The following is a 20,608-nucleotide window of genomic DNA, read 5'->3' as shown; positions in this document are numbered from 1 at the left end:
GGGCATCGTCGGAACCGACGGTATCCGCTTTCCCCCGCGGCGACCGCACGGCCCGCACCCCACTCCGCCGTTCGCGATGTCGTCCGCTCCTTCCGCCCGCATCCTCGAGACCAAGCTCAGCCCGCCGGCCTTCGCCGCCACGCAGGTGCTGCGCGACGCGATCTGCGAACGCATCGCGGCCAGCGCGGTCAAGCTGGTGCTGGTGCGCGCGCCCGCGGGCTTCGGCAAGACCACCACCATGGCGCAGAGCCGCGAGCGCATCGAGGCGCGCGGCATCGCCACCGCCTGGATCACGCTGGACCGCGCCGACAACGACGTCTCGCGCTTCCTGGCCGGCCTCGGCGAGGCCGTGCTGCGCCTCGGCGTGGAGGAGCCGCGCGCCCGCACGCCCTTCGACGCGGTGGCCGCGCTGGCCGCGCACGACGCGCCCTTCGTGCTGTTCCTCGACGACTTCGAGGGCGTGCAGGAGCCCGCGGTGATCGGGCTGGTGCGCGAGATCGTCGAGCACCTGCCGCGCGGCGGCAAGCTGGTGATCGGCTCGCGCGGCCTGCCCGACCTCGGCGTGGGCCGGCTGCGCGCACGCGGCCAGCTCGAGGAGATCGACACCGACCGGCTGCGCTTCAGCCTCGAGGAGACCGGCGCCTTCTTCGGCCTGCGGCCGCACGCCGGCGATACCGCCGCGCAGGCCCTGCCGCACGAACTGCTCGCGCAGCTGCACCGCAAGACCGAGGGCTGGATCGCGGCGATCTGGCTGGCCTCGATGGCGCTCGAGCGCCATGGCAGCGCGACCGGCTTCGTCGAACGCTTCTCGGGCTCCGACCGCGCGGTGGCCGACTACCTGGCCGAGGACGTGCTCGCGCATCAGCCTGCCGAGGTGCGCGAGTTCCTGCTGCGCACCAGCATCCTGCGCCAGCTCGATGCCTCGGTGTGCCAGGCGCTCAACCCGCGCGCCGACAGCGCGGCCATCCTCGAGCGGCTGGCCGCGGCCAACCTGTTCCTGACGCCGGTGAACGGCGGCGCGGACGGCGACGGCGCCTGGCGCTACCACAGCCTGTTCGCCGACTTCCTGCGCGCCCAGCTGGCGCGCGAGATGCCCGGCGAGATCGCACGGCTGCATCTCGCGGCCTCGGGCTGGTACGAATCGCAGCAACGGCCGGTGCCCGCGATCGACCATGCGATCGAGGGCGGCGACCATCCGCATGCGCTGACCCTGCTCGACAGCTATGCCGGCCGCTTCCTCGAGCAGGGCCGCATGCGCATGCTCGCGCGCTGGTTCTCGGCCATTCCCGAGCATCAGCTGCGCGAGCATCCCGCGCTGCAGCCGATCGCGCTGTGGGCCACCTGCTTCACGCACGGCCCCTGGCAGGCGATGCAGCAGCTCGAGAGCTCGGGCTGCCTCGACAGCCCCACGCCCGCGGTGCGCGCGAGCGCGCAGACGCTGATTCCGCTGCTGCTGGCGATGCAGGACCGGCACGACGAGGCCTACGAGGCCGGCCGCCTGAGCCTGGCGCGGCTGCCCACCGGCCTGCCCTTCGCCGACAGCGTGCTGCTCAACGCGATGGCGCACATCCTCGCGGTGCGCGGCGACCAGCACGAGGCGCAGCGCCTGCTCGACGCCGCGCGGCGCCAGCAGGGCAGCAGCACCTTCAACCGCATGTACACCGAGTCGCTGGCCGGCCTGTTCGACCTGCAGGAAGGCCGGCTGCGCCAGGCCACCGCGCGCTTTCGCATGGCGGTCGATGCGACCCATGCGGTGTCGTACAACCACAGCCACGGCAACGCCTGGGCCGGTGTGCTCTATGCGGGTTCGGTCTACGAGTCGAACCAACTGCTGCAGGCCGAGCACCTGCTCAACGTCTACCTGCCGCTGGCGCGCGACGTGGGCCTGCCCGACCACATGATCCTCAGCCACGCGATGCGCTCGCGCATCGCCTTCCATGCGGGCGACATCGATGCTGCGTTCCAGGCCCTGACCGAGCTCGAGTACCTGGGCCACCAGCGCCAGCTGCCGCGCGTGGTGGCCGGCGCCAAGCTCGAGCGCTCGCGCATGCTGCTGCTGCAGGGCAACGGCCCCGCCGCGCGCGACGAACTCGCGCGCGCCGACGACCCGGCCCTGTGGGCGCGCGAGAAGCTCCAGCGCCTGCCCGCGCACGAGCTCGACTACCTGACCCTGGCGCGCGCACGCTGGGAGATCGCCTTCGGCGACGCGCGCGCGGCCCTCGACAGCATCGATGCCGAGCTGCATGCCGCCCTCGCCGTCGCGCGGCTGCGGCGCGTGCTCAAGCTGCGGCTGCTGCGTGCATTGGCACTGCAGCGCGCGGGCAGCCTGGCCGAGGCCATCGCCGAAGCCGCCGAGGTGCTCAAGACCGCGAGCCACGAGGGCTACATGCGGCTGATCCTCGACGAGGGCCCGGCCGCCGCGCTGCTGGTGCAGCGCTTCGCGCACGCGCTGCACGACAGCGCCACCGCGCGCGGCAGCAGCGACCCGATCCTCGGCGAGTACGTGCAGCGGCTGCTGCAGGCGGCCGGGCCGATGGCCCTGCCCGATGGCGGCGAGCCGGAGAACGCCGACGCCGCGGGCACCGACGGCCTCGCGGCCAGCGAGCCGCTGACGCGCAAGGAGATCCGCGTGCTGCAGCTGCTGGCCGAGGGCTATTCGAACGGCGCGATGGCCGAGAAGCTGTTCGTGTCGGACAGCACGGTGCGCACGCACCTGCGCAACATCAACATGAAGCTCGATGCGAAGAGCAGGACGCAGGCGGTGGCGATCGCGCGGCGGCTCGGGGTGATCCGGTAGGGACTCACAACGCCCGCGAGATCACCTCCTTCATGATCTCGTTGGTCCCGCCATAGATCCGCTGCACCCGCGCATCGGCATACATGCGCGCCACCACGTACTCGTTCATGAAGCCGTAGCCGCCGAACAGCTGCAGGCATTCGTCGACCACCCGGCCCTGCGCCTCCGAACCCCAGAGCTTGGCCATGGAGGCGGTGGCGGTGTCGAGCCTGCCGGCGACGAGGTCCTCGACGCAGCGGTCGATGAAGGCGCGGCCGACCTTGATCTGGGTCGCGATCTCGGCGAGCTTGAACTTGGTGTTCTGGAACTCGGCGATCGGTTTGCCGAAGGCCTTGCGGTCGCGCACGTAGTCGAGCGTGGCCTGGTAGGCGCCCTCCATGGTGGCGAGCGCGCTGACGCCGATGATGGTGCGCTCGTAGGGCAGGTCGCCCATGAGCTGGAAGAAGCCCTGGCCCTCGACGCCGCCGAGCACGGCATCGGCCGCCACGCGCACGTCGTCGAAGAAGAGCTCGGAGGTGTCCTGCGCCTTCATGCCGATCTTGTCGAGCACGCGGCCGACACGGAAGCCCGCGCAGCCCTCGGTCTCGACGATCAGGATCGAGGTGCCCTTGGCGGCCTGCGCGGGATCGGTCTTGGCCACCACCAGCACCACGCCGGCGAGGAAGCCGTTGGTGATGAAGGTCTTGGAGCCGTTGATGACGTAGCCGCCGTCCTTCTTCTCGGCGCGCGTGCGCACGCCCTGCAGGTCGGAGCCGGCGCCGGGCTCGGTCATGGCCACCGCGCCGACCAGTTCGCCGCGCGCCATGCGCGGCAGGTAGTGCTGCTTCTGCGCCTCGGTGCCGTGGTTGAGGAAGTAGTGCGCGACGATGCTGTGCACCGAGGTCGCCATGCCGCTCAGGCCGCGGCGCGCGGCTTCCTCGTAGAACACGGCCTCGTGGCGGAAGTCGCCGCCGGCGCCGCCGTATTCTTCCGGGATGTCGGCGCACAGCAGGCCGAGGGCGCCGGCCTTGCGCCAGATCTCGTGGCCGACGTGGCCGCGCTTGCGCGCCTCCTCGTCGTGCGGAACCATCTCGGCCTCGATGAAGCGCACCACGGTGTCGCGGTAGCGCTCCAGGTCCTCATCGCTCCAGGAGCGGCGGAAATCGATCGTCATGTCTGGCGTGTCCTCGTTCGTCTCTTCGTTGATGTTCTGTGCGCGGCTTCAACCCACGCGGCGCTGCCTGCCGGCCCAGTAGGGATCGCGCAGCTGGAACTTCTGCAGCTTGCCCGCGGCCGACAGCGGCAGCGCATCGCGGAACTCCACGCTGCGCGGGCACTTGTAGCTCGCGATCTGCGCGCGGCAGTGCGCGATCACGGCCTCGGCCTCGAGCGCCATGCCCTCGCGCCGCACGATCACGGCATGCACGCGTTCGCCCCACTTATCGTCGGGCACGCCGATCACGGCCGACATCAGCACCTGCGGCAATTGCGCGATGGCATTCTCGACCTCGGCCGAGTAGACGTTCTCGCCGCCGCTCACGATCATGTCCTTCATGCGGTCGACCACGAAGACGAAGCCCTGCGCGTCCATGTAGCCGCCGTCGCCGGTGTGCATCCAGCCGCCGCGCAGCGCGGCCTCGGTCTCGGCCGGCTTGTTCCAGTAGCCCTGCATCACCATCGGCCCGCGCGCGACGATCTCGCCGACCTGGCCCGCGGGCAGCTCGCGGTCCTCGCCGTCGACGATGCGCACCTCGGCGATGGCGATCGGCGTGCCGGCCGAACGCAGCAGGCGGTCGCGGTCGGGGCCCGGCAGATGGCAGCGCGGCGGCAGCGCCGTGACCACGGGCGACAGCTCGGTCATGCCGTAGACCTGCGCGAAGGCGGTGGCCGGCAGCGCGCGCATGGCCTGGTCGAGCAGCGCGGCATCGATGGGCGCGGCGCCGTAGAACAGCAGCTTCAGCCGCGACAGGTCGAACTCGCCGAAGCGCGGGTGCTCGATCACGCGCTTGATCATGGTCGGCACCAAAAACATCTCGGTCACGCGCGCCTGCTGCAAGGTATCGAGCACCGCGAGCTCGTCGAACATCGGCACCACGTGCATGGGCACCAGCCGCAGCATGTTCTGGATCGCGATGCCGCAGCCGGCGACATGGAACATCGGCGCGGCGACGATCGAGACCGCCTCGTGCCCATCGCGCGGCAGGGCCGCGACGGTGGCCAGCGCATTGATGCAGAGGCTGCCGTGGCTCAGCATCACGCCCTTGGGCCGGCCGGTGGTGCCACCGGTGTACATCACGGCCGCGATCTCGTCGCCGGTGTGCGGCGCGTCGTCGATGGCCGCGGTGCCGGCCAGCAGCGCCTCGTAGCCGACCATGCCCTCGGGCACCTCGCGCTCGCCGCAATAGACCACGGTGCGCAGCGACGTGGAGAGCCGGCGCAGCTCGCCGACCAGCGGCGCGAACAGGTCGTCCACCAGCAGAATGCGGGTGTCGCAGTCGTCGAGCGAGTAGGCGACCTCCTTCGGATTCCAGCGGATGTTGACGGGGTTGACGACGCCGCCGCCCCACCAGGTGCCGAAGAAGTATTCGACGAAGCGGTGCGAGTTGAGGCTCATCATGCCCACGCGGTCGCCGCGCGCCATGCCGAGCTGCTGGAGCGCGGCGCCGAGCCGCGCGACGCGGTCGGTGAATTCGCCGAAGCCGAGGCGGTGCGCGCCGCTGACGATGGCGGTGGCCTCGCCCTTCTCGCGGCGGCCCTTGTGAAGGGACTGGGTCAGGTACATGGGAGCCTCCTCTGTCTTGCCGATGCCGATGCGCGCCCGCGGGGCCGTGCTCAGGCCGCGCGCAGCGATGGCGCGCTGTCCTCGCCCGCGCCCCAGCGCCGCAGCAGCGCCGCGCCTTCCTCGCGCGGCTCGCCCGAGAGCGCGGGCGGCACGCTGCGGCTGAAGCGCGGCGCGGGCGCGGGCTGCACCACGCCGTCGACCTCGACGAAGGTGCCGCGCGCCACGTTGTGCGGATGCGCGGGCGCCTCGTCCCAGTCGAGCACCGGCGCGAAGCAGGCGTCGCTGCCCTCGAGCAACGCGCACCATTCGTCGCGCGTGCGGGTGCGGAAAACGTCGGCCAGGCGCAGCTTGAGCAGCGGCCAGCGCGCGGCGTCCATCTGGGCATCGAAGGCCGGGTCGTCGGCGATGCCGCAGCGCTCGCGCAGCAGCGCATAGAACTGCGGCTCGATGGCGCCGATGGCCACGTAGCGGCCGTCGGCGCAGGCATAGGTGTCGTAGAAGTGGGCGCCGCCGTCGATCAGGTTCTCGCCGCGCTGGTTGCTCCACCGGCCGCCCGCCTTGAGGCCGTACATCATGGCCGACATCAGCGCGGCGCCGTCGGTCATGGCGGCATCGACCACCTGGCCCTGGCCCGAGGCCTTGGCCTCGTGCAGTGCCGCGAGGATGCCGAAGGCCAGGAACATGGCGCCGCCGCCGAAGTCGCCGACGTAGTTGAGCGGCGGCACCGGCGGCTCGCCCGCGCGGCCGACCGCGTGCAGCGCGCCGCTCAGCGCGATGTAGTTGATGTCGTGGCCGGCCGCCTGCGCCAGCGGGCCGTGCTGGCCCCAGCCGGTCATGCGGCCGTAGACCAGGCGCGGATTGAGCGCGAGGCAGTCGACCGGACCCAGGCCCAGGCGCTCCATCACGCCGGGGCGGAAGCCCTCGATCAGCACGTCGGCGCGCGCGATGGCGTCGCGCACGGTGGCGGCCGCGCCCTCGGCGCGCAGGTCGATCTGCAGCAGGCTGCGGCCGCGCGCGAGGATGTCGTGGGGGTTGCGCGGCGTGCCGGGCCGTTCGATGCGCAGCACCTCGGCGCCCATGTCGGCGAACAGCATCGCGCAGAAGGGACCGGGGCCGAGGCCGGCCATCTCGACCACGCGCAATCCTTGCAATGGGCCCGGCATCGTCCGTCTCCTTGGCCGCGGGCGGCCTTGTCTGTGTGGAGGACGATCTTGTCGCGGCCCGGTGGCTGCCGCATCGTCGGAAGAGACGAAAGAGCGACGAGAAAGGCGCGCCGGCCCCGGCGCGCGGCGTTCAGCCCGCCTTGGCCACCTTCGCGACCTGCGCGCGCCGGAAGCAGGCCGCGTCGTGGTCGTTGACGATGCCCACCGCCTGCAGCCAGGCATAGACGATGGTCGGGCCGACGAACTTGAAGCCGCGCTTCTTCAGCTCCTTCGACACGCGCTCGGACAGCTCGGACGACACGGTGCGCGTCTTGCCGTCGTTCTCGATCACCTTGCCGCCGGTGAAGGACCAGCAGAAGTCGGTGAAGCTCTCGCCGCGCGCTGCCATCTCGTTGTAGATCTGGGCGCCGCGAATGGTGGCCTCGATCTTGGCGCGCGCGCGGATGATGCCGGGGTTGCCCATCAGACGCTCGATGTCCTTTTCGTCGAAGCGCGCGATCTGCTTCGGATCGAAGCCCGCGAAGGCCTCGCGGAAGGTGTCGCGCTTGCGCAGCACGGTGATCCAGGCCAGGCCGGCCTGGAAGCCCTCGAGCATCAGCGTCTCCCAGAGCATGCGCGGATCGCGCTCGGGCACGCCCCATTCGGCGTCGTGGTAGGCGCTCATCAGGGCATCGCCCTCGGCCCAGCTGCAGCGGGTGTGTTGCTTCATGCGCCGATGATATCGGCGGTGCTCCTCAAGCGAGCGCGGGCCGCCGCGCCATGAATCCCGTGGCGGCCTCGAACGCGGCCGACGCGCCCAGCAGCGCCGCGTCGTCCTGGAAGCGGCCCACGAGCTGCAGGCCCAGCGGCATGCCGTCGCCGCCGAAACCGCTCGGCAGGCTGATGGCCGGATGCCCGGTCATGTTGAAGGGCATGGTCCACGGATACCAGTGCGCGCGCACGTTCTCGTAGGGCTGGCCGTCGATGTCGAGCGGCGCGAACAGGTCCTGCTCGAGCGCCACCGCGGAGCGCGTGAGCGTGGGCATGGCAAGCAGGTCGGCGCGCTCGAACAGCGCCTGCACGCGCTTGAACAGCTGTGAGCGCGCGAACATCGCCTCCTGGTATTCGACGCCGCTCACGCCGGCCGCCGATTCGACCTGGCGCCGGAAGGTCTCGCTGAAGCTGTCGGGATGCCGCTCGACCAGCGGACCGAAGCGCGCGCGCCACACCGTGTGGTTGATCGCGCGCCAGATCGGCTCGACCTCGAAGCCTGCGCCGTCGAAGTATTCGATGCTTGCACCCAGATCCTTCAGCGTGCGCAGCGCGGCCTCGAAGTTGCGCGCCACGTCGGCCGACACCGGCCGGCCCGGCGGCGCGGCGCAGCACAGCACGCGGCGGCCGCGCAGGTCGCCGGAGCTGGCGGCGGCCGCCACGTAGTCGTGCGAACGCAGGCCGATGGACCAGGGATCGACCGGCGACGGCCCGGCCATCGCCTGCAGCATCAGCGCGGTGTCGCCCACGGTGCGGGTCATCGGCGTGACGTAGGTCTGGTTGCCGTAGAGGTCCTGCGCCTGGCTGTGCGGGATCACGCCGACCGACTGCTTGATGCCGACCACGCCGTTGCAGGCGGCCGGGATGCGCGTGGAGCCGCCGCCGTCGGTGGCGACCGCGAGCGGCGCGATGCCCGCGGCGACCGCGGCCGCGGCGCCGCCGCTCGAACCGCCGCAGGTGCGCGCGAGGTTCCACGGGTTGCGCGTGCTGCCGAACAGCGGCGAGTTGGTCAGCGGGCCCGAGCCGAACTCGGGCGTGGTGGTCTTGCCGATCAGGATCGCGCCGTGGGCGCGCAGCCGCGCCACGCTCACGGCGTCTTCGCTCGGCACGTTGTCGCGGTGGATCACGGCGCCGAAGGTGGTGGCCACGCCCTCGGTGTTGACGAGGTCCTTCACGGTGAACGGAATGCCGTGCAGCGCGCCGAGCGGCCGGCCGGCCGCGATGGCGTCCTCGGCGCGGCGGGCCTCGGCCAGCGCGCGTTCGGGCGTCAGGGTGATGAAGCAGTTGAGCGTGGGCTGCAGGCGCTCGGCGCGCGCGAGCACCGCCGTCACCAGCTCGACCGGCGAGAGCTGGCGCGCGCGGATCAGGCCGGCCAGCTCGCTCGCGGGCGTGAAGAAGAGCGAATCGTCGGGCATGGACATCGAGCCTTCGTGCGTGCTATTCGTCGATGACGATGCCGGCCGCCTTGACGATCGGCTCCCAGTTCCTGCGCTCGCGCTGCGCCCGCTGCGCGAGCTCGGCGCGGCCCTCGGCATGGGCGACCAGCCCGGCCGCCTCGAGGCTGCGCGCGAGCTCGGGCTTGGCCGCGGCCGCGAGGAAGCCGCGCTCCAGCGCCGACAGCGCGGCAGCCGGCGTGCCCGCGGGCGCATAGACCGCATACCAGCTCGTGGCCGCGACGAACTCGCCGAAGCCCTGCTCCTTGGCCGTGGGCACGTCGGGCAAAGCCGGCAGCCGCCTGTCGCCGCTCAAGCCGAGGAACTTGATCTTGCCGCCCTTGTAGAGCGGCATCATGCTGGCCGCCGCATCCCAGCCCATCGACAGCTCGCCGCCGACCACGTCGATCAGCATCGGCGAGGCGCCGCGGTAGGCCACGGGCGTGAGCTCGAAGCCCTGCGCCTTGGCGAGCGCGAAGGCGCCCAGGTGGCCCGAGCTGCCGATGGTCGCGAGGCCCAGCGTCGCCTTGCTCGGGTTCTTCTTCGCCCATTCGACGTACTGCTTCATCGAGCTGTAGGGCTGACCGGCGCCGGTGACGACCGCGGTGGGAATCTCGACCAGCAGCGAGACCGGCACCAGGTCCTTGTCGGCGTCGTAGCCCGGCGTCTTGTAGGTCAGCGGCAGGATGGTGAGCAGCGGCGACGGCGCGAGGTAGAGCGTGAGGCCGTCGGGCTTGGCCTTCTTGACCGTGTCCCAGGCCAGGCGCGCCGAGGCGCCGGGCTTGTTGTCGACCACGATGCTGCCGAAGCCCGCGTCCTTGAGCTGCTCGGCATAGAGGCGCGCGACCGTGTCGGCCGCGCCGCCGGCCGCATAGCCGACGACGATGCGCAGGTTGCCGCCCGCGAGGCCCGGCGGCAGCTGGGCCTGGGCCGTTGGAAGGACGCAGGCCGCGAGGGCCGCGACGGCAAGGGATCGGCGGATGAAGGACGGCATGGAAGACCTCGCGGTGAAAAAGTAAGGGGGATCGCTCAACCGAGCGCCTGCTCGACCAACGCTGCGACATCGAGCAGGTAGTGGTCGTCGTACCAGCGGCCCACGAGCTGCAGCCCGATCGGCAGGCCGATGGCGCTGCGGCCGCAGGGCATCGACAGCGCGGGATGGCCCGTGAGGTTCATCGGGTAGGTGTAGGGATACCAGGCGCCGCGCACGGTGCCCGCGGGCCGGCCGGCGATCTCGATCTCGCCGCTCACGTCCATGTCGATGGGCAGCGGCGGCGCCGACAGCGTGGGCGACACCAGCACGTCGAAGCGTTCGAACAGCGCCTGCAGCTCGTTGAAGCAGCGGGTCTTGGCGAAGGTGGCCTCGTGCAGGTCGACGGCCGTGTGGCGCCGGCCCTTTTGCACCGCGTCGATCAGCGAGGCATCGAGCCGGTTGCCGAAGCGCTCGAGGTTGGCGCCCACGCGCGCGGCCAGCAGCGACTGCAGCACCACCAGGAAATGCTTCTCGAGCGAGACGAAATCGAGCTGCACGGTCTCGACGCTGGCGCCCTCGCGCGCCATCGCCTGCACGGCCGCGCCCGCGATGGCCTCCACCTCGGGATCGACGCGGTTGCCCGCGCTCGGCAGCCAGGCCACGCGCAGCCCGCGCAGCGAAACGGGCGCGGCACGGCGCGGCGGCGCGCTGCCCGCGCCCCAGGGATCGCGCGCATCGAAGCCCGCGATGGCCTCGAACAGCAGCCGGGTGTCGGCCACGTCGCGCGCCATCGGACCGGTGAAGGAGTTGGCCGAATAGAGGTCGGGCGCCTGCAGGTGCGGCACCACGCCGAGCGTGGCCTTGAGGCCGACGATGCCGCAGCAGGCCGCGGGAATGCGGATCGAGCCGCCGCCGTCGGTGCCCAGCGCCAGCGGCCCCATGCCGGCCGCCACCGCGGCCGCGGCACCGCTGCTCGAGGCGCCGGGCGTATAGGCCGGGTTGAGGGGATTGAGCGTGCGGCCGAACAGCGGCGCCGTCGGCACCTGCTTGTGGCCGAACTCGGGCGTGAGGGTCTTGCCGATCAGGATCGCGCCCGCGGCCTTGGCGCGCGCCACGGCCACCGCGTCGTCCTTGGGCACGAAGTCCTCGTAAATCGCCGAGCCCATGGTGGTGCGCACGCCGGCCGTCAGCGTCAGGTCCTTGACCGAATAGGGAATGCCATGCAGCGGGCCCAGCGATTCACCGGCCATCACGGCTGCCTCGGCGCGGCGCGCGGCGTCCAGCGCCTCGTCGGCGGTCACGGTGATGAAGGCATTGAGCTCGCGGCGCGCCTCGATGCGCGCGAGCGCAGCCTGCACGATCTCCACCGGCGAGGCTTCCTTGCGCCGCACCAGCGCGGCCAGCGCCACGGCGCCGTGCTCCATCAGATCCATGGTCGTTCCTCGAAGTCGGGAGTCAGAGCATCCAGCGGCCGCCGTCGATCAGCAGCGTCTGGCCCGTGATGAAACGGGCGTCGTCGCCCGCCAGGAAGGCCACGGCCGCGGCCACGTCGCGCGGCGCGCCGATGAAGCCCGCGGGCGTGTCGGCCACGATGCGCGCGAGCACCTCGGGATTGAGCTGGTCGTGCGCGCGGGTGCGGATCGCGCCGGGGCACACGGCATTGACCGTGACGCCGTGTGGCGCGAGTTCGCGCGCCAGCGAGCGCGTGAAACCCACCACGCCCATCTTGGCGGCCGCGTAGTCGGCCAGGCCCACGTCGCCGACGAAGGCCGCGTCGGTGCTCATGTTGACGATGCGGCCGAAGCCGCGCGCCTTCATGCCGGGCGCCACGCGCCGCGAGGCACGCATGGCCGTGAGCAGCGAGACCTCGAGCACGAAGCGCCAGACCTCCTCCCGCGATTCGACGAAGGGCGCGCCGCGTTCGCGCGCGCTCTGGCCGACGTTGTTGAAGAGGATGTCGACCGGACCGAAGGCCGATTCCACGCCGTCGAAGAAGGCCGAGACCACCGCCGCATCGGTGCAGTCGCCGCTCACGCGCAGGCAGCGCGAGGCCAGGCCGGGCGCGACGCCATCGCCGGCCAGTTGCGCGTCGAGCGGCGCGCAGTCGAGGTCGAGCACCGCGACGCGCGCGCCCCGCCCCAGGAACTCCATCACCGCGGCGGCGCCGATGCCCTGCCCGCCCCCGGTGACCACCGCCACGCGCCGATCGAATGTCATCGCGGGCCTTTCAGTGGAAGGTGCGGCCGCCATCGACGGCGAGCGCGGTGCCGGTGATGTAGCTGGCGCCCGGGCCGCTGAGGTAGAGCACGGCCTCGGCCACTTCCTCGGGCGCCGCGATGCGGCCCAGTGCGTAGCGCTCGCGGATCTCGGCCAGCGCGCGCTCGGGATCATCGGCGTTCTCGTAGCTGGTGCGGAACAGCGGCGTGTCGATCGCGCCCGGGCAGACCGCGTTGACGCGGATGCCGTCGGCCGCGGTCTCGATCGCGAGCGACTTGCCGAACATGATGACCGCGGCCTTGCTCGCGCAGTAGGCGGTGCGGTTGGGCAGCGGCCGCAGGCCGGCGCCCGAGGCGATGTTGACGATGCTGCCGCCGCCGGCCGCGCGCAGGTGCGGCAGCGCGGCGCGGCACACCAGCATCGGACCGGTGAGGTTGACGGCCAGCACGCGCGCCCATTCCTCGTCGCTGGTGGCCTCGAGGGATCTCAGCGCATCGATGCCGGCCGAGTTGACCAGCGCGTCGACGCCGCCCAGCCACTGCGCGGCGCGGTCCACCGCGGTGCGCACGGCCGGCGCGTCGCTCACGTCGCATTCGAGCGCCAGCGCCGCCTCGCCGAGCAGGCGCACGGCGTCGGCGAGCGCGGCCGTGTCGCGGTCGAGCAGCGCCACGCGCGCGCCGCGCGCCACCGCCATGCGCGCGACCGCGAGGCCGATGCCGCTGGCACCGCCGCTCACGATCAGCTGGCGCGGCGCCGGGGTGGCGACGGTGTTCATGCGGCCACCGCGGCCCGCAGGCGCGGGCGCATGTCGTCGGAGATGCGGTCGCAGCGGTCGATCCACACGTCGGAATGCGCGAGCGCATGCTCGATCAGGCCCTCGAGCACCTTGAGCCGCGAGGGCTGGCCGATGATCTGCGGATGCATGCCGACCATCATCATGCGGTCCTCGGCATGCAGCACGTCGAACTCGCTCTTCCAGGCCTCGAGCGCGGCCGAGGGCGCCTGCAAGGTGCGGCCCGGCAGCGTGATCGAGTACTGGAAGAAGGGTGCGTCGTCGAGCACCCAGCGGAACGGCAGCTCGACGATGTCGGTGCGCTGGCCGCCGATCTCGAGCAGGTAGGGCGAGTCGTCGTCGAAGAAGTTCGAGGAGTAGTCGAAGCCGTACTCCTTGATCAGGTCGAGCGTGATGGCGCTGAACTCGGCCGCGGGCGAACGCCAGCCGCGCGGGCGGCCGCCGGTCAGGCGGGTCAGCACCTCGAGGCCCTTCTCCATCTCCTCGCGCTCCTCCTCGGGCGTGAGGCCGACGATCCAGCGATGGCTGTAGCTGTGGTGCGCCACCTCGTGGCCGCGGTCGATCACCTCGCGCATCAGCTCGGGATGCTTCTCGGCCACCTCGCCCGGCACGAAGAAGGTCGAGTGGATGCCGTAGCGCTCCAGCAGCTTGAGGATGCGCGGCATGCCGACCTTCCAGCCGTAGGCGCCCTGCGACATCAGGATCGGCCGCTGCGCGTTGGCGGGATCGCGGCCGGTCCACATGGTCTCGGCGTCGAGGTCGAAGGTCAGCATGAGCGGGAAGCCTTTGCTCGTGGTGGGCATCGCGAAGTCCTGGGGAAGAAGAGGAAGAAGGGTCTAGACGTGCTTGTGGAAGCCGGTCCAGCGTTCGGCCAGCAGCAGCACGATGCCGGTGGCCACGATCAGCAGGGTGGAGACCGCGGCGACGCTGGGGTCGACGCCCTGCTCCACCGAGGTGAAGATCTTCACGGGCAGGGTGGTCTGGCTCGCCGAGAGCAGGAACACCGACACCGGCACGTTGTCGAGCGAGGTGATGAAGGCGAACAGGCCGCCGGCCACGAGGCCAGGCTTGACCAGCGGCAGGGTGACCAGCCGGAAGCTCGTGAAGCCGTCGGCGCCGAGCACGCGCGCCGCGTCTTCGAGCGACTCGTCGACCGCCGCCAGGCTGCCGAGGCTGGCGCGCACCACGTAGGGCACGGTGATGACCACGTGCGCGAGCCACAGGCCCAGCGAGTTGCCGCGCAGGCCGGTCATCGTGTAGTACTGCAAGAGCGCCACGCCGAGCACCACCGAGGGCAGCACCAGCGGCGCCATGAACAGCGAGGTCAGCGCGGCCGCGCCCGGCACCATGCGGCGGTGGATCGCATAGGCGGCGATCAGGCCCAGCACCAGCGCGGCGGCGGTCGAGGCGGCGGCGAGCCAGAGGCTGGTCCAGGCGGCCGAGAGGTATTCGGGATCGCGCAGCACCACCTCGAACCAGTGCAGGGTCAGGCCCTTGGGCGGAATCGTGAGGTAGGCGGTCTTGCTGAAGGCCGCGAGCACCACCACCAGCACCGGGATCTGCAGGAATACGACCACCGCGATGGCGGTGGCGGCGAGGCCCAGGCCCTGGCGCTGCGTTTCGGTCAAGGTGCTCATGCCTGGCCTCCCCAGCGCTTGAGCAGCCGGCTCGACAGCGCGATCACGGCCAGCGTGAGCGCGGTCAGCACGAAGGACATGGCGGCGCCGGCCGGCCAGTCGAGCGTCTGCAGGAAGTCGTCGTAGATCAGCGTGGCCATGACCTTGTAGGTGGCGCCGCCGAGCATGCGCGGCGTGACCAGCGCGCTGATGGTGAGCACGAACACCAGGATCGAGCCCGAGAGGATGCCGGGCGCGCTCATCGGCAGCGTGATCGACCAGAACACGCGCAGCCGGCTCGCGGCCAGGGTGTAGGCGGCCGACTGCACGTCCTTCGGGATCGCCTGGATCGCGGGCACCAGCATCAGCACCATGAAGGGCAGGAAGATGTGCGACATGCCGACCAGCAGGCCGAACAGGTTGAACATCATGCGGATCGGGCGCTCGATCAGGCCGATGTCGATCAGCAGGTTGTTGATGAGGCCGCGGTTGGCCAGCAGCGCGATCCAGCCGAAGGAGCGCACCACGAGGTTGAGCAGCATCGGGAAGATCACGAGCATGGTCAGCGCGAGCCGCATGCGCGGGCCCGCGTTGGCGATGTAGTAGGCCAGCGGATAGCCGAGCACGAGGCAGATCGCGGTGACGCCGAAGCCCAGCACCAGCGTGCGCAGCACCACCTCGCGGTAGTACTCGTCGGTGAGGATGCTGGTGTAGTTGGCCAGCGTCCAGCCGCTGGCGATGCCGCTGCCGGGCACGTAGGGATGCAGGCTCAGCGGCACCATCAGCAGCACCGGCGCGACGAAGGCCAGCAGCAGCACCAGCAGCAGGGGCGAGGCCAGCAAGGCGCCGGCGGTGTGGCGCGATCTCATGCCGCGGCGTTCACGTAGACATGGCGCGGATCGATCGCCACACCGACCGGCGCGCCGACCTCGAGGCCGGCATGCGGGCCGTTGGTGGCGGCCTCGGCGATCAGCTCGATGCCGCCGAGGGCCAGCAGGTACTGCACGCGCGAGCCGACGAAGGAACGCATCGCGACGCGGGCTTCGTAGCGCGGCAGGTTCGCGGCGTCGGAGAGGTCTTGCGCGCCGAGAAAGCGGATGTCCTCCTGGCGCACGACCACGTCGACCGCGGCGCCATCGGCAATGCCTTCGGCCTGGGCCACGGCGAGCACCGGGCCGTCGCGCAGTTGCACCGTAGCGCCCCCCGCTCCGACGCGCGCGAGCTTCCCGCCGAGCCGGTTGGGCCGGCCCATGAAGCTCGCGACGAAGCCCGTGGCCGGGCGGTGGTAGATGGCCTCGGGCGTGTCGAACTGCTGCACCACGCCATGGGCCAGCACGCAGACCCGGTCGGACATCGACATGGCCTCGCCCTGGTCGTGCGTGACGAACAGCGTGGTGATGCCGACCTCGCGCTGCAGCCGCTTGAGTTCGATCTGCATCTCGTCGCGCAGCGCGGCATCGAGGTTGGACAGCGGCTCGTCGAACAGCAGGATGCTCGGGCGCGGCGCGATCGAGCGCGCCACCGCCACGCGCTGCTGCTGGCCGCCCGAGAGCTGGCGCGGCAGCCGGTCGCCCAGCGCCGAGAGGCGCACGCTGGCCAGCGCCTGCTCGACGCGGCGCGTGAGTTCCGCGCCCTGCACGCCCTGGCGACGCAGGCCGAAGGCGACGTTCTCGAACACGCTCATGTGCGGGAACAGCGCATAGGACTGGAACACCAGGCCGATGTTGCGCTTGTTGGTGGGCAGCGCGGTGACGTCGCGGCCGTCGATCAGGATGCGGCCGCCCGTGGGCTCGATCAGGCCCGCCACCATGCGCAGCACCGTGGTCTTGCCGCAGCCCGAGGGGCCGAGCAGCGAGATGAATTCGCCGTCGTGGACCGACAGCGAGACCGAGGAAGCGGCGACGTGTCCGGGGTAGCGCTTCTCGAGGCGCTCCAGCGTGAGTGCGGGCATTGGGCGTACGGGATCGTGGGAACGGCGGCGGCGCTCAGCGCGCGACTTCGCGCTGCCAGCGGCGGGTCCACTCGGGCATGGACTTCGCGACCTGCTCGGGGTCGGGCAGCCAGAGCTTGTCGAAGGTCTCCTTGTACGGAACGATCTTCGCGGCCTTGTCGCTGAGCTTGACCTGCGTGTTGACCGGGCCCGCGTACTTGCGCTCGGCGAAGCAGGCCTGGCCTTCCTTCGACAGCACCTCGTCGATGTACTTGAGCGCGAGCGCCGGCGACTTCGCGCCCTTGGGAATCACCAGCGCGGGCAGGATGCCGACCGCGCCTTCCTTCGGATAGACGATCGCGAGCGGCAGGCCCTTGTCGATGGCCGAGCCCGCGCGGTCGGGGTACCAGACGGCGGCGGCGATCTCCTGGCGCTCGAACAGCGAGACGATCTGGTCGGCCTGCGTGTAGAGCGTGACCGAGGCCTTGGCGATCGGCTTCACGGCCGCGAAGCCGGCATCCATGTTGGTCAGCTCGCCGCCCTTCATGCGGTTGAGCGCCATCAGGAACTGCGAGCCCGAGGTGCCGCTGATGTCGCCGATGGCGAGGCGGCCGTCGTACTCGGGCTTGGCGAGATCGGCCCAGGAGGTGGGCGGGGTCTTGATCTGCTTCGTGTCGTAGACGATGACGGTGGCGCCCGTCATGAACACGATGTACTGGCCGTCCTTGTCGAGCGCGCGCGGCGAGATGTCGGCGGCATTCGCGAGCCTGGACTTGTCGATGGTTTCGAGCAGCTTCTCGTTCTTGAGCTGCGCGGCGAGCGAGTTGTCGATGTAGACCACGTCGAAGTCGGACTTGCCGCCGGTCGCGCGGATGGCCGCGGCGAACTGCGAGGAGCTGCCGAGCTTGAGCGCCACCTTGGCGCCGGTCTTCTTCTCGAACGAAGAGATATGGCAGGTCTTCGAGTCGTCGGCGAAGGAGCCGCCGAAGATGCCGACCACCAGCTCCTCGGCGTGCAGCGCGCCCGACATCAGCAAGGAGGCAAAGCCCAGGGACAGGCAACGTGCGAGCGCGGTTTTCATGGAAGCGACTCCTGTGAGAGCGAAGGCTGGAGGGGATCGAAGCGCGATGCGATTCACTTTATCTTTTGCAAAAGATAAACGCAAGGCATTTAAGATAGGTACCAACCCGCTGCCGCGCGATGCACCAGAACGCGTCGCGAACGCACGGAATTCGCCATCGAAAGGACGCCATGCAGCACAAGGACGATGCATCGAAGAGCCCGCCGCGACCCCGCGGTGCCAAGGCGCGCGAAGCGCTCGAGGTTCCCGCGCCCGAGGCCTTGCAACCCGCGACCGGCGGCGACCTCGTCGAGCGCGGCATCCGGCAATGGCGCACCGAGCGGCCCGACATCGACAGCAGCGGCAAGGCGGTGGTCGGCCGGCTGCTGCGGCTCGAGGAGGTGGTGCTGCGCACCATCAACGCGGTGCTGCAGCCCTTCGGCATCAAGTACCAGGAGTACGCGGTGCTCGCGACCTTGCGCGTGGCCGGCGCGCCCTACCGGCTGTCGCCCTCGCGGCTGCAGAGCACGCTGCTGTTCACCTCGGGCGGGCTGTCGAACCTGCTCAAGCGGCTCGAGCAGGAAGGGCTGGTCAAGCGCTCGATCCATCCCGACGACGGCCGCGGCGTGCTGGTGAAGCTCACGGCCAAGGGCATGCGGCTGGCCGACGAGACGATGCCCAAGCACGCCGCCGCCGAGCTGCATCTGCTGCGCATGTTCGACACCGGCCAGCGCGAGGCGCTCGCCGGCCTGCTGAGCCAGATGATGACGGGCAATGCGCCCGAGACCGGCCCCGAGCCGGGCTGAAACCTCAGAGCAGACCGAGCGTCATCGCCTTCAGGGTCGCGGCCGCACGCGTGGTGCAGCCGAGCTTGCGGAAGATGTTCTCGAGGTGCGCGCGCACCGTGCTCGGGCTGATGCCGAGCGTGCGCGCCGCCTCCTTGTTGCTCTCGCCGAGGCTGATGCGGCCCAGCACCTCGACCTCGCGCGACGAGAGCAAGGCATTGGCTTCGCCCTGCGCGGCGGGCGTCTTCGCGGCCACCGATTCGCGACCCGTCAACGCGGCGACGGCGGCCGCATCGAGCCGGCCCTGCTCCGCCTCGCGACGCAGTTGCGCCTGCGCCTCCTCGGCTGCCAGCGCGGGCCGGCCCGGCGCGCCCGTGTGCAGCAGCACCCAGTGCACCGCCGCGGCCAGCACGCGCTCGGCCGTGCCGATCGCCGCGCCCTTCACGCCGCGGAAGAAGCCCGAGCCATCGAGCCGCTCGTCGACGAAGGAAGCGATCTCGGCCTCGGCCCGCAAGGTCTCGATGCGGCGCGCGGCGCGTTCGGTCCAGTAGGGCACGAGGCGCAGCCGCTCCTTGTCGGCCTCGCTGCGCAGCCTGGGCGAATCCCAGACCGCGTTCGGCACCGAGGCACGGCCGATGCCATGGATCAGCGCGGCGCGCCGCACCTGCTCGCAGGCCGCGGCATCGAGCCCCAGGCCAGCGGCGCAGGCGGCGGCCGCTTCGGCCACGCGGCGCGAGAAGCCGGTCATCCACGGCAGCTTGAGATCGATCACGTCAGCGATCAGCTCGAGCGGCGCCACCGCATCGCGCAGCGCGCCCTCGGGCGCCTGCAGGTCGGCCGCGGCGCCCTGGTCGAGCGCGTGCAGCCAGTCGACCGCGTGCTGCCGCGCGACCTGGACCAGCGCCGCGGGATAGCGCCCGTCGGCGCGCTCGGCGATCTGGCGCAGCGCGCTCTGCAGGCCATGCGTGCGCGAGAAGATCTCGAGATCGCCCGCGAGCGTGGCCAGGTACACCGCCTCCGGAATATGCGGCGCGGCCAGGCCCGCGGGTTTGCCGCTGCCGTCGAAGTTCTCGAACATGTGGCGCAGCGGCCGCTCGACCGCCTCGGGCAGGCCGAGGAAGCGCGCGATCTCGCCCGACACCTCGCAATGGATCTCGGCCAGCGAGCCGACCGTGCCCGCGAAGGCCGCGGCCTCGCGCGCCGAGGCCGTCGCGAGCATCGCGCGGCGCCCGCCGACGTCGTCGCCGAGCAGGTCGGAGAACTCGGGCGCATTGGCGGTGCAGCCCGACCAGCGCAGCAGCGCGACGCAGGCCGCGTGGCCCTGCGCCACCTCGTCCCGGCCCATCGCCTGTGCCAGCCGCGCGGCGATCCAGGCCACGCGCGCCGAGTGGTCGATGGGCTGGCCCATGCTGAGGTCGCCGACGAAGGCGAGCGCCTTGATGGCATCGAAGAGCGGGACGTGGGCGATGGGCTGCAAGGCAATGGATCCGGTAGACGGCGGGGCGCCGGCACCTTACTTCGACTGGCGCACGGCGTCCAGGATCACCTCGGCCACCTTCGCGGGCTGCGACTGCTGCGGCACGTGGCTGGTGTTCAGCGTGGTCACGTGCGCGCCGATGCGCTTCGCCATGTCGCGCTGCAGCGCGGGCTGGATCATGTGGTCGGCGCTGCTGACGATGTACCACGAGGGCTTGGTCTTCCAGGCGGCGGCCGACACCTTCTGCTCGAAGGCCTTGGCCTGGATCGGGCCCTGCGTCACGGCCATCACGCGCGTGGTCGCGGCCGGCAGGTCCTGCGCGAAATGCTGGCTCATGCCCTCGGGCGTGAGGCGCAGGAAGCCCGAGGCGTCGGCCGCGATGTGCGCGAAGCCGGGCGGCGCGGGATAGTCCTTGCCGAGCTCGCCCGAGTTCTGGCCCGCGTCGGGCGCGAAGGCCGCCACGTAGACCAGCGAGGCGACCTTGTCGTTGCCGCCGGCCTCGGTGATCACGGTGCCGCCCCACGAGTGGCCGACCAGCACCACCTTGCCGGGCTGGGCATCGATGGCGCGCCTGGCGGCGGCCACGTCGTCCTCGAGCGAGGTCAGCGGGTTCTGCACCGAGACGACGTTGACGCCCTTGGCCTGCAGCAGCGGGATCACCTTGGCCCAGTCGGAGCCATCGGCGAAGGCGCCGTGCACCAGCACCACGCTGGGCGATGCGTTGGCGGCGGCGGCCGGGCCCGCCGCGCTGGCGGCCGTGACGGAGAACGAAAGGCCGACGGCCAGGGCGGCGGCGGCGAGTTGGAGGCGTTGGAAGTGCTTCATGAGGGGGTCTTGGCAAGGGAGTGACGGA

At 71.2% G+C, this 20,608-nt stretch carries 18 protein-coding genes; 2 read left to right on the top strand and 16 right to left on the bottom strand.

Annotation, left to right across the window (positions count from 1 at the left end):
* Nucleotides 1-76 precede the first annotated feature (76 nt).
* The gene (locus KV106_RS11410) at nucleotides 77-2,797 is read left to right on the top strand and encodes a LuxR C-terminal-related transcriptional regulator (protein WP_261210364.1); all 2,721 of its coding nucleotides are present in this window, start codon (nucleotides 77-79) and stop codon (nucleotides 2,795-2,797) included.
* 4 nt (nucleotides 2,798-2,801) lie between these two features.
* On the opposite strand, the gene KV106_RS11405 is transcribed toward KV106_RS11410, so the two are convergent.
* The 14 genes from KV106_RS11405 to KV106_RS11340 all read right to left on the bottom strand — a co-directional run bounded on the left by KV106_RS11405 (nucleotide 2,802) and on the right by KV106_RS11340 (nucleotide 17,514).
* Nucleotides 2,802-3,950, bottom strand: coding sequence for an acyl-CoA dehydrogenase family protein (locus KV106_RS11405; RefSeq protein WP_093343300.1), 1,149 nt, complete (start codon nucleotides 3,948-3,950; stop codon nucleotides 2,802-2,804).
* Between the two features lie 48 nt (nucleotides 3,951-3,998).
* On the bottom strand, nucleotides 3,999-5,558 hold the full coding sequence (locus KV106_RS11400) for a long-chain-fatty-acid--CoA ligase (RefSeq protein WP_261210361.1): 1,560 nt from the start codon (nucleotides 5,556-5,558) through the stop codon (nucleotides 3,999-4,001).
* A 50-nt stretch (nucleotides 5,559-5,608) separates the two neighbouring features.
* Nucleotides 5,609-6,721, bottom strand: coding sequence for a CaiB/BaiF CoA transferase family protein (locus KV106_RS11395; protein ID WP_057598115.1), 1,113 nt, complete (start codon nucleotides 6,719-6,721; stop codon nucleotides 5,609-5,611).
* A 130-nt stretch (nucleotides 6,722-6,851) separates the two neighbouring features.
* Nucleotides 6,852-7,430 (bottom strand): DNA-3-methyladenine glycosylase I, encoded by a 579-nt coding sequence (locus KV106_RS11390; protein ID WP_261210358.1) that lies wholly within the window; start codon nucleotides 7,428-7,430, stop codon nucleotides 6,852-6,854.
* Between the two features lie 25 nt (nucleotides 7,431-7,455).
* Nucleotides 7,456-8,892 (bottom strand): amidase, encoded by a 1,437-nt coding sequence (locus tag KV106_RS11385; RefSeq protein ID WP_261210356.1) that lies wholly within the window; start codon nucleotides 8,890-8,892, stop codon nucleotides 7,456-7,458.
* A gap of 16 nt (nucleotides 8,893-8,908) precedes the next feature.
* Nucleotides 8,909-9,898 (bottom strand): tripartite tricarboxylate transporter substrate-binding protein, encoded by a 990-nt coding sequence (locus tag KV106_RS11380; protein WP_261210353.1) that lies wholly within the window; start codon nucleotides 9,896-9,898, stop codon nucleotides 8,909-8,911.
* 35 nt (nucleotides 9,899-9,933) lie between these two features.
* Nucleotides 9,934-11,310, bottom strand: coding sequence for an amidase (locus KV106_RS11375; protein WP_261210351.1), 1,377 nt, complete (start codon nucleotides 11,308-11,310; stop codon nucleotides 9,934-9,936).
* Nucleotides 11,311-11,332: 22 nt separating this feature from the next.
* Nucleotides 11,333-12,094, bottom strand: a complete 762-nt coding sequence (locus KV106_RS11370) for an SDR family NAD(P)-dependent oxidoreductase (protein WP_261210349.1) — start codon at nucleotides 12,092-12,094, stop codon at nucleotides 11,333-11,335.
* 10 nt (nucleotides 12,095-12,104) lie between these two features.
* On the bottom strand, nucleotides 12,105-12,869 hold the full coding sequence (locus tag KV106_RS11365; RefSeq protein WP_261210346.1) for an SDR family NAD(P)-dependent oxidoreductase: 765 nt from the start codon (nucleotides 12,867-12,869) through the stop codon (nucleotides 12,105-12,107).
* The gene (locus tag KV106_RS11360; RefSeq protein ID WP_261210344.1) at nucleotides 12,866-13,690 is read right to left on the bottom strand and encodes a polysaccharide deacetylase family protein; all 825 of its coding nucleotides are present in this window, start codon (nucleotides 13,688-13,690) and stop codon (nucleotides 12,866-12,868) included. Before KV106_RS11360 ends, KV106_RS11365 begins: the two co-directional genes overlap by 4 nt.
* A gap of 33 nt (nucleotides 13,691-13,723) precedes the next feature.
* Nucleotides 13,724-14,524, bottom strand: coding sequence for an ABC transporter permease (locus KV106_RS11355; RefSeq protein ID WP_261210342.1), 801 nt, complete (start codon nucleotides 14,522-14,524; stop codon nucleotides 13,724-13,726).
* Nucleotides 14,521-15,372, bottom strand: coding sequence for an ABC transporter permease (locus KV106_RS11350; RefSeq protein ID WP_057589639.1), 852 nt, complete (start codon nucleotides 15,370-15,372; stop codon nucleotides 14,521-14,523). Before KV106_RS11350 ends, KV106_RS11355 begins: the two co-directional genes overlap by 4 nt.
* Entirely contained in the window at nucleotides 15,369-16,454 is a 1,086-nt protein-coding gene (locus tag KV106_RS11345) for an ABC transporter ATP-binding protein (protein WP_261210339.1), read from the bottom strand. Before KV106_RS11345 ends, KV106_RS11350 begins: the two co-directional genes overlap by 4 nt.
* Before the next feature lie 34 nt (nucleotides 16,455-16,488).
* On the bottom strand, nucleotides 16,489-17,514 hold the full coding sequence (locus KV106_RS11340) for an ABC transporter substrate-binding protein (protein ID WP_261210337.1): 1,026 nt from the start codon (nucleotides 17,512-17,514) through the stop codon (nucleotides 16,489-16,491).
* 170 nt (nucleotides 17,515-17,684) lie between these two features.
* On the opposite strand from KV106_RS11340, the gene KV106_RS11335 reads away from it, so the two are divergent.
* Nucleotides 17,685-18,299: a MarR family winged helix-turn-helix transcriptional regulator gene (locus tag KV106_RS11335; RefSeq protein WP_093343321.1), complete on the top strand. Its 615-nt coding sequence runs from the start codon at nucleotides 17,685-17,687 to the stop codon at nucleotides 18,297-18,299.
* A 4-nt stretch (nucleotides 18,300-18,303) separates the two neighbouring features.
* Here KV106_RS11335 and KV106_RS11330 read toward each other — a convergent pair whose 3' ends face one another.
* Both KV106_RS11330 and KV106_RS11325 read right to left on the bottom strand, forming a co-directional pair.
* Nucleotides 18,304-19,755 (bottom strand): helix-turn-helix transcriptional regulator, encoded by a 1,452-nt coding sequence (locus KV106_RS11330; RefSeq protein ID WP_261210332.1) that lies wholly within the window; start codon nucleotides 19,753-19,755, stop codon nucleotides 18,304-18,306.
* 36 nt (nucleotides 19,756-19,791) lie between these two features.
* Nucleotides 19,792-20,580 carry an alpha/beta fold hydrolase gene (locus tag KV106_RS11325; protein WP_261210330.1) on the bottom strand — a complete coding sequence of 263 codons (789 nt, stop codon included), beginning with the start codon at nucleotides 20,578-20,580 and terminating at the stop codon, nucleotides 19,792-19,794.
* Between the last annotated feature and the right edge of the window lie 28 nt (nucleotides 20,581-20,608).

It is taken from the genome of Variovorax endophyticus, assembly GCF_025376855.1.
GTDB lineage: Bacteria > Pseudomonadota > Gammaproteobacteria > Burkholderiales > Burkholderiaceae_C > Variovorax.
The sequence above is the reverse complement of the archived record's forward strand: the minus strand, read 5'-3'. Positions and strand labels throughout refer to the sequence as shown.

Coding starts and splice junctions, on each gene's coding strand:
- KV106_RS11410 (WP_261210364.1), top strand. CDS start 77: ATGTCGTCCGCTCCTTCCGCCCGCATCCTCGAGACCAAGCTCAGCCCG.
- KV106_RS11405 (WP_093343300.1), bottom strand. CDS start 3,950: ATGACGATCGATTTCCGCCGCTCCTGGAGCGATGAGGACCTGGAGCGC.
- KV106_RS11400 (WP_261210361.1), bottom strand. CDS start 5,558: ATGTACCTGACCCAGTCCCTTCACAAGGGCCGCCGCGAGAAGGGCGAG.
- KV106_RS11395 (WP_057598115.1), bottom strand. CDS start 6,721: ATGCCGGGCCCATTGCAAGGATTGCGCGTGGTCGAGATGGCCGGCCTC.
- KV106_RS11390 (WP_261210358.1), bottom strand. CDS start 7,430: ATGAAGCAACACACCCGCTGCAGCTGGGCCGAGGGCGATGCCCTGATG.
- KV106_RS11385 (WP_261210356.1), bottom strand. CDS start 8,892: ATGTCCATGCCCGACGATTCGCTCTTCTTCACGCCCGCGAGCGAGCTG.
- KV106_RS11380 (WP_261210353.1), bottom strand. CDS start 9,898: ATGCCGTCCTTCATCCGCCGATCCCTTGCCGTCGCGGCCCTCGCGGCC.
- KV106_RS11375 (WP_261210351.1), bottom strand. CDS start 11,310: ATGGATCTGATGGAGCACGGCGCCGTGGCGCTGGCCGCGCTGGTGCGG.
- KV106_RS11370 (WP_261210349.1), bottom strand. CDS start 12,094: ATGACATTCGATCGGCGCGTGGCGGTGGTCACCGGGGGCGGGCAGGGC.
- KV106_RS11365 (WP_261210346.1), bottom strand. CDS start 12,869: ATGAACACCGTCGCCACCCCGGCGCCGCGCCAGCTGATCGTGAGCGGC.
- KV106_RS11360 (WP_261210344.1), bottom strand. CDS start 13,690: ATGCCCACCACGAGCAAAGGCTTCCCGCTCATGCTGACCTTCGACCTC.
- KV106_RS11355 (WP_261210342.1), bottom strand. CDS start 14,524: ATGAGCACCTTGACCGAAACGCAGCGCCAGGGCCTGGGCCTCGCCGCC.
- KV106_RS11350 (WP_057589639.1), bottom strand. CDS start 15,372: ATGAGATCGCGCCACACCGCCGGCGCCTTGCTGGCCTCGCCCCTGCTG.
- KV106_RS11345 (WP_261210339.1), bottom strand. CDS start 16,454: ATGCCCGCACTCACGCTGGAGCGCCTCGAGAAGCGCTACCCCGGACAC.
- KV106_RS11340 (WP_261210337.1), bottom strand. CDS start 17,514: ATGAAAACCGCGCTCGCACGTTGCCTGTCCCTGGGCTTTGCCTCCTTG.
- KV106_RS11335 (WP_093343321.1), top strand. CDS start 17,685: ATGCAGCACAAGGACGATGCATCGAAGAGCCCGCCGCGACCCCGCGGT.
- KV106_RS11325 (WP_261210330.1), bottom strand. CDS start 20,580: ATGAAGCACTTCCAACGCCTCCAACTCGCCGCCGCCGCCCTGGCCGTC.